The organism is Paraburkholderia sp., from assembly GCF_035501035.1.
GTDB lineage: Bacteria > Pseudomonadota > Gammaproteobacteria > Burkholderiales > Burkholderiaceae > Paraburkholderia.
The window spans coordinates 1-6,217 of record NZ_DATJWR010000460.1 but is presented as its reverse complement, the minus strand read 5'-3'; the positions used below and the strand labels follow the sequence as shown (position 1 = coordinate 6,217).

Below are 6,217 nucleotides of genomic sequence, written 5' to 3'. Positions count from 1 at the left end.
CGCGAATACCGGGTCACGAAAGCCAGCTGATAGTCCAGCGCCCCGCCGTTTGTTCCCTGCAGGGCTATCGCAGCAAACTGGTTCAGTTCCGATTGCGTTTCGTTGAGCTGGCTCGAATCAAAACTGTTGACGCCATTGAGCGTGTACGCAGGGGTCAACCCGGGCGTATTCGGGATCTCGAACTGGTTGCTGGTGGCACCAAACATCACGCTTACGCGTGTGAGCGGGTTAATGATGTACGACATGTAACCGAACGCGTTCCCCTGGCGGGTGTGATCGTGGATCGCGTTGACACTCGATGTCGGGTTTTCGATCCCCAGATTGTTCTCGCCGAGCGAACCGCTGAAGTAATAACTGAATGGCCCCTGGCTGCCGAAGACGTCGCCACTCGTGCGGATCGTCTGGTGGCTGCCGCCGAACACATCGATCGAACCACCGCTGCCCTGATCGCCCGATTTGGTGTGGATGTCGACGATACCCGCGGTCCGGTATCCATACTGCGCAGGCAGGGCGCCGGTCAGGAAATTCATCTGGTCAATAATTCGCGTGTCCAGCGATTGCCCAAATCCGCTGATCGGTTCGGGAATGATGATGCCGTTGATGCGGTACTGGAGGTTGGCGTGATCGCCCCGTACATGCAGCTGGCCGTACGAGTCGCTCGCCACACCAGGCGCCTGCAACAGGACCTGGTTAAGCGGGGTGTTCTGGCCGGCTGGCAGGTTGTTGATGTCGCTCTGGCTGAAGCGGTAGACGCTGCTGCCAGTCTCGGGCAGCAGGTCGTTGCGCGCCCGGTTCAGACGCTGGGCGTTGACCTGCACGTCAAGCGCGTCACTTTTGGCCAGTGCGATCGATACGGAGCTTTCTTTCCCCGGCGTGGTTGTCGCGACGCTGCTGCCACTGGCAAAACCGGGAGCGGTGACGACTACCGCATACGTACCCGGGTTGACGTGGTCGAGTATGAAATGTCCGTTGACATCGGTTTGCGCTGCCCCTACGGCTTTGCCGCTGGCATCCTGGATGGTGACGGTTGCTTTGCTGACGGGCTTGCCTGCACTGTCGGCGATTGCACCGGTTATCGAACTGTCGTCCGCCGCATTTGCATGAGCCGCAAACGCGAACAGCAGCAGCGCGGCCAGTGAAATGTGATCGCGATTTCTCATCTTGTCAGGTATTTGTTAGGAGTGCGAACGAAATAGTCGGAATTCACCGTCTGCCTGCCAGGGTGATTCCGGGCCGTCGCGAAGTCGCGACTACCAGGTGCTGGCTTTGCAATGCCGGGTAGTTCCGGCGGGCGACTCAGCTTCCAGTGAAGGGCAAGAAATGTTATAACATTTCGTTGCGATTTAATACCTGCCGTTACTTTTTTCTTTCGGAAAACCCGCTTGCCGGGTGTTGCATGCAGGCTTCACAGATGCCCTTGATCTCGGTTTGCTGTCCCTGGACCTCGAAGTGGGCGGTGAGCGCCGTGTCGAGCAATGCCCGTTGTAGCGCAGTGTTATGCAACGGACGGACGCAGCGGCAATGCATACAGACCGCGAAGATTTCATGTCGGTCTCCGGTTTCTTCGGCCAGACGGAACGTGCTCGTTGCGGAGACGTGCCGGACCAGACCTTCGCTCATCAGGAATTGCAAGGCGCGGTAGACCGTGGGTGGCGCTGCATGAGGGAACTGCCGGTTGAGGTCCTCGAGCAACTGATAAGCCGTGGCCGATCCGCCACGCGCGGCGAGCAGGCCGAGCACACGTCGACGCAGTGGTGTGAACCGTCGGGACTTCGCGAGAGACATGTCAGCGCCTGTCTGGGATTGCACACGTGACATCCGATGCTCCACCTGAAAAAAATGCCAAAACAATCCGAGCTGCTTTCAATGCAATAATATAACATTGCATTCAGGACAACAGCCTCGGTTACCATGAACATGCTTCCTGTCACAGTTCTGTCCGGCTTTCCCGGCGCCTTCATACGCGATTACAGTTCGCTCGGCGCTGTGGCGCGCGAGTCAGTGCTGGCGGAGTAACCATGTCAGCATTCACGCTCTCGGCAGGCCGCCGCATCGCCTTTGGCTGCATCGCCCTTCTGATATTGTGGGGCGCCATCCTTTGGGCGGCGTTCGCATGATCGCCCCGGCCATCTCGCTGGACAATCTCACACTGACATATGGCAAACATCCTGCGGTTCATCATCTTCGGGGCGTCTTCCAGCCGGGTAGCATGACCGCCGTCGTGGGACCGAACGGAGCGGGCAAAAGCACGCTGCTCAAAGCGATAGCTGGCGTGCTGCCGCCCGCGCAGGGCCGTGTCAGTGGGATCGATGTGCGCGCCGCGCGGCGCCTCGCCTACCTGCCCCAGCAAGCCGAAATTGACCGCAGCTTTCCGATCAGCGTGGCCGATACGGTGGCCGCCGGCGCATGGCAGCAGATCGGCGCGTTTCGCGGCGTCGGCAGTGAGTTGCGTCGCCAGATCGACGATGCATTGCACTCGGTCGGCCTTGACGGTTTTCAGCGCCGAGCGGTCGGGAGCCTTTCGGCGGGACAATTCCAGCGTGTGCTGTTCGCCCGTCTGCTTTTGCAGTCCGCGTCGGTCATCCTTCTCGATGAGCCGTTCACCGCCATTGATGCACGCACAACGAGTGATCTGATAGCGCTGGTCAAACAGTGGAACGGAGAATCCAGAACCGTTATCGCGGTCCTGCACGATTTTGAGCAGGTCGCCGCCTTCTTCCCGCAAACGCTGCTGCTGGCGCGTGAGCTGATCGCCTGGGGACCGACTGGCGATGTCCTGACCGCAGAGAATCTGCGGGTCATGCGACGCATGTCCGAGCAATGGGACGAAGATGCGGCCATTTGCATGCGGGGAGCGTAGGCATGACCGATCTCTACGCACTCGCGATTGCGCCATTTGTCGACTACAGCTTCATGCGCCGCGCGCTGGTTGCCTCACTTGCGCTGTCGCTCGGCTCTGGACCGGTCGGGGTACTGCTCATGCTCCGGCGTATGAGCCTGATTGGAGACGCGATGTCGCATGCCGTATTGCCGGGCGCCGCAGTCGGCTTTCTGGTCGCCGGACTGTCGCTCTGGGGGATGACTTTCGGCGGCATCGTCGCAGGCCTCGCGGTCGCGCTCGGTGCGGGTCTGGTGAGCCGGAACACGGTCCTGCGCGAGGACGCGACCTTCGCGGGTTTTTATCTGACGTCGCTCGCGCTCGGTGTCCTCATCGTTTCGACGCACGGCAGCAACATCGACCTTTTGCACATCCTGTTCGGCACGATCCTCGCTATCGACAATGCCGCGCTCTTTCTGGTGGGCACGATTGCGTCGGTCAGTACGGTCGTGCTGCTTGCGATCTATCGCCCGCTGATCCTCGAGTGCTTCGATCCGGCCTTCCTGCGTGCCATCGGCGCACGCGGCTCCGTCTATCACCTGCTGTTTCTGATCCTGGTCGTCCTCAATCTCGTTGCAGGCTTCCAGGCGCTGGGCACGCTCATGGCCGTCGGCCTGATGATGCTGCCGGCCGCCACCGCGCGCTTCTGGGCCGATGACGTGTGGACCATGGCTGTGATCTCGATCGCAGTCGCGTTCGCATCGGGCTTTCTGGGGCTGATCGTCTCGTACCGTTTTGGCTTGCCGTCCGGGCCCGCCATTGTGCTGACGGCCAGCGTTTTCTATGTCGTTTCGATTCTTGCTGGAAAGCGCGGCAGCGTCGCAAGCCGCAGGGTGCGGGCGCGCCATGTCACAGGGTAAAGGACCGTTGACCATTCATGAAAAAACTCCTTGTCGTTATTCTCGGTTTGATGATTGCTGCATCGGCGCCGGCCGATGCGCGCACGGTGAAGGTTGTTGCCAGCTTTACGGTGCTGGCCGACATGGCGAAGCAGATTGGCGGCGTCCATGTCGAGGTCCACAGTCTCGTCGGACCCAACGGAGACCCTCACGTTTATGAACCGACGCCGGCCGACGGCCAGACGCTGGCGGGCGCGGATATCGTCCTTGTTAGCGGCCTGGGACTCGAAGGCTGGATGGATCGCCTGATCCGCGCATCGGGCACCCGGGCGCCTGTAGTCGTCGCGTCCCAGGGCATCGTCACACGGCATATGGTTGATGACGGCAAGGAGATCACGGACCCCCACGCATGGAACAGTGCCGCAAACGGTGTCATTTACGCACGCAACATTACGGACGCACTGGCCAGTGCCGACCCGGCCGACGCCGCCGATATCCGCGCAAACGGTGCGCGCTACGTGAAGCAGTTGCAGGAACTGGACGCATGGGTGCGCTCTGAAGTGAAAACCATGCCCTTGAGCAAGCGCAAGATCATTACCAGCCACGATGCGTTCGGCTACATGGGGGCGGCCTATAACATCAGATTCCTGGCGCCCGAAGGATTTTCAACAGAGTCAGAGCCGTCGGCGCGCGATGTCGCTGCGCTGATCGACCAGATCAGGAAGGAAAAGATCAAAGTCGTGTACATCGAGAACTCCAACGATCCGCGTCTCGTTCAGCAACTCGCGTCTGCGACGGGTGCGCGTATTGGGGGCAAGCTGTATCCGGAGGCGCTGTCTGAACCGGATGGCCCAGCACCGACCTACACGCGGATGTTTCGATACAACGTTGAGACCCTGCTCCATGGGATGCAGGGCCATTGATCTGGCGGGTCCGTGAATGCGGGCCGTGTTTGAGCGCTTCCGCAATTTGCAAACAGGAGAGTTACATGACGAACGCAAACGCAGATCAAAGAATTCCCACTATGATCCTCACCGGATTTCTTGGTAGCGGCAAGACTACGCTGCTTAACCGTATCCTGACCGAACACCACGGCGGAAGAGTCGCGGTCATCGAAAACGAGTTCGGCGAAGCGGGGATCGACAACGAACTGCTGGTTCAGGACGGCGACGAGCAGATCGTCGAGATGAACAACGGATGTATCTGCTGCACCGTGCGCGGTGACCTGGTGCGCATCCTGTCGTCGCTTGCGGCGCGGCGCGACGCAGGTGAACTCCACTTCGAACGCGTGATCATCGAGACGACGGGTCTGGCCGACCCGGCACCGGTCGCTCAGACTTTTTTCGTCGACGAGGCCGTACAGGAAAAGTATCTGCTGGATGCCATCGTGACGCTCGTCGATGCGAAGCACGCGGGTCTGCAACTGGATGAGCACCATGAAGCACAGGAACAGGTCGGCTTCGCTGACCGCATCCTCGTGTCCAAGGTGGACCTCGCCGGTGAAGAGGAAGCGAAACGCCTGATGGAGCGGCTGCGAAGGATGAACGCGCGCGCGACCATCAAGCCCGTTCACTTCGGCCAGACCGAGCTCAAGGAACTGCTCGACACGCGCAGTTTCGATCTCAACGAAATCATCAACATCGAGCCGGATTTTCTCGATGACGTGACGCACGAGCATGACGATGAAGTGACCTCGTTCGTCTACCGCACGACAGCCGCGCTCGATCAGGACAAACTCGAAGCGTTTTTTAGCGCGATTGTCGCCGTCTACGGTGCGGCAATGCTCCGTTACAAGGGCGTGCTCAATATCGCGAATCTCGATCGTCGCGCGGTATTTCAGGGCGTTCACATGATTTTCGGCGCCGACATCGGCAAGCCGTGGAGAAAAGACGAAGTGCGGGAAACCAGAATTGTCTTTATCGGCAAACAGTTGCCCGTCGAACATTTTTCCATGGGGTTGGATGGGTGTGTTGCAGGGGCGGCCTGATTCCGACTGCGCTCATGAGTCAGCTTTCCTGATCCCTACTGGCTGATCCCGGTATGCACGAACTGTCCAAGTCGTTCATGTTTGAGGCTGCCCATACGCTGCATCGCCGGATCGACGCTGAGCCAAGTCGACGGATTCATGGTCATGCCGTCGCGATGTGCGAGGGCTGATGCTAAGGTTTTCGCCAGCGTCGCGTCGGTGATCAGAGCGCAAACCCGAAACCGAAATGACTCACATGGGGGATCCGCCGGAGCAGCGGGTGCTACGCAGTCCCGTTGCCCCGCCATGCGTCTCCCAGGTCGCCGGCACTGTCGTCACCAGTCAATCCGGTGTTTCTCATCGGTTTCCTGGTGCCGGCGATCCTCGTCGACATGCAGGTAGATACTGGTCGTGGTCAGCGACGCATGCCCGAAGTTGTCCCGCACGTGTCGCAGATCGACCTGATGGTCGGCCATATGGGAACCGGCGCTGTGCCGCAGCCAGTGGGCCGACGCCTTTTGCAGCAGGTCGGCG

The 6,217-nt window shown here is 60.0% G+C and carries 7 protein-coding genes; 4 read left to right on the top strand and 3 right to left on the bottom strand.

The features are described from left to right. Nucleotides 1-1,160, bottom strand: a 1,160-nt coding sequence (locus tag VMJ11_RS32200; RefSeq protein ID WP_325625072.1) for a TonB-dependent receptor, incomplete at its 3' end; no start/stop codon positions are given. Nucleotides 1,161-1,356: 196 nt separating this feature from the next. Then, nucleotides 1,357-1,785 (bottom strand): Fur family transcriptional regulator, encoded by a 429-nt coding sequence (locus VMJ11_RS32195; protein ID WP_325625070.1) that lies wholly within the window; start codon nt 1,783-1,785, stop codon nt 1,357-1,359. A 331-nt stretch (nt 1,786-2,116) separates the two neighbouring features. Between VMJ11_RS32195 and VMJ11_RS32190 the strand changes: the two genes are divergently transcribed. The 4 genes from VMJ11_RS32190 (at nt 2,117) to VMJ11_RS32175 (ending at nt 5,704) form a co-directional block, all read left to right on the top strand. Beyond that, nucleotides 2,117-2,860, top strand: coding sequence for a metal ABC transporter ATP-binding protein (locus tag VMJ11_RS32190; protein WP_325625073.1), 744 nt, complete (start codon nt 2,117-2,119; stop codon nt 2,858-2,860). A 2-nt stretch (nt 2,861-2,862) separates the two neighbouring features. Further along, on the top strand, nt 2,863-3,738 hold the full coding sequence (locus tag VMJ11_RS32185) for a metal ABC transporter permease (protein ID WP_325625068.1): 876 nt from the start codon (nt 2,863-2,865) through the stop codon (nt 3,736-3,738). A 17-nt stretch (nt 3,739-3,755) separates the two neighbouring features. Continuing rightward, nucleotides 3,756-4,640, top strand: a complete 885-nt coding sequence (locus VMJ11_RS32180; protein ID WP_325625066.1) for a metal ABC transporter substrate-binding protein — start codon at nt 3,756-3,758, stop codon at nt 4,638-4,640. A 65-nt stretch (nt 4,641-4,705) separates the two neighbouring features. Then, on the top strand, nt 4,706-5,704 hold the full coding sequence (locus tag VMJ11_RS32175) for a GTP-binding protein (RefSeq protein WP_325625064.1): 999 nt from the start codon (nt 4,706-4,708) through the stop codon (nt 5,702-5,704). 314 nt (nt 5,705-6,018) lie between these two features. Here VMJ11_RS32175 and VMJ11_RS32170 read toward each other — a convergent pair. After that, nucleotides 6,019-6,217: tyrosine-type recombinase/integrase (locus tag VMJ11_RS32170; RefSeq protein WP_325625063.1), on the bottom strand; the 199-nt coding region annotated here is incomplete at its 5' end.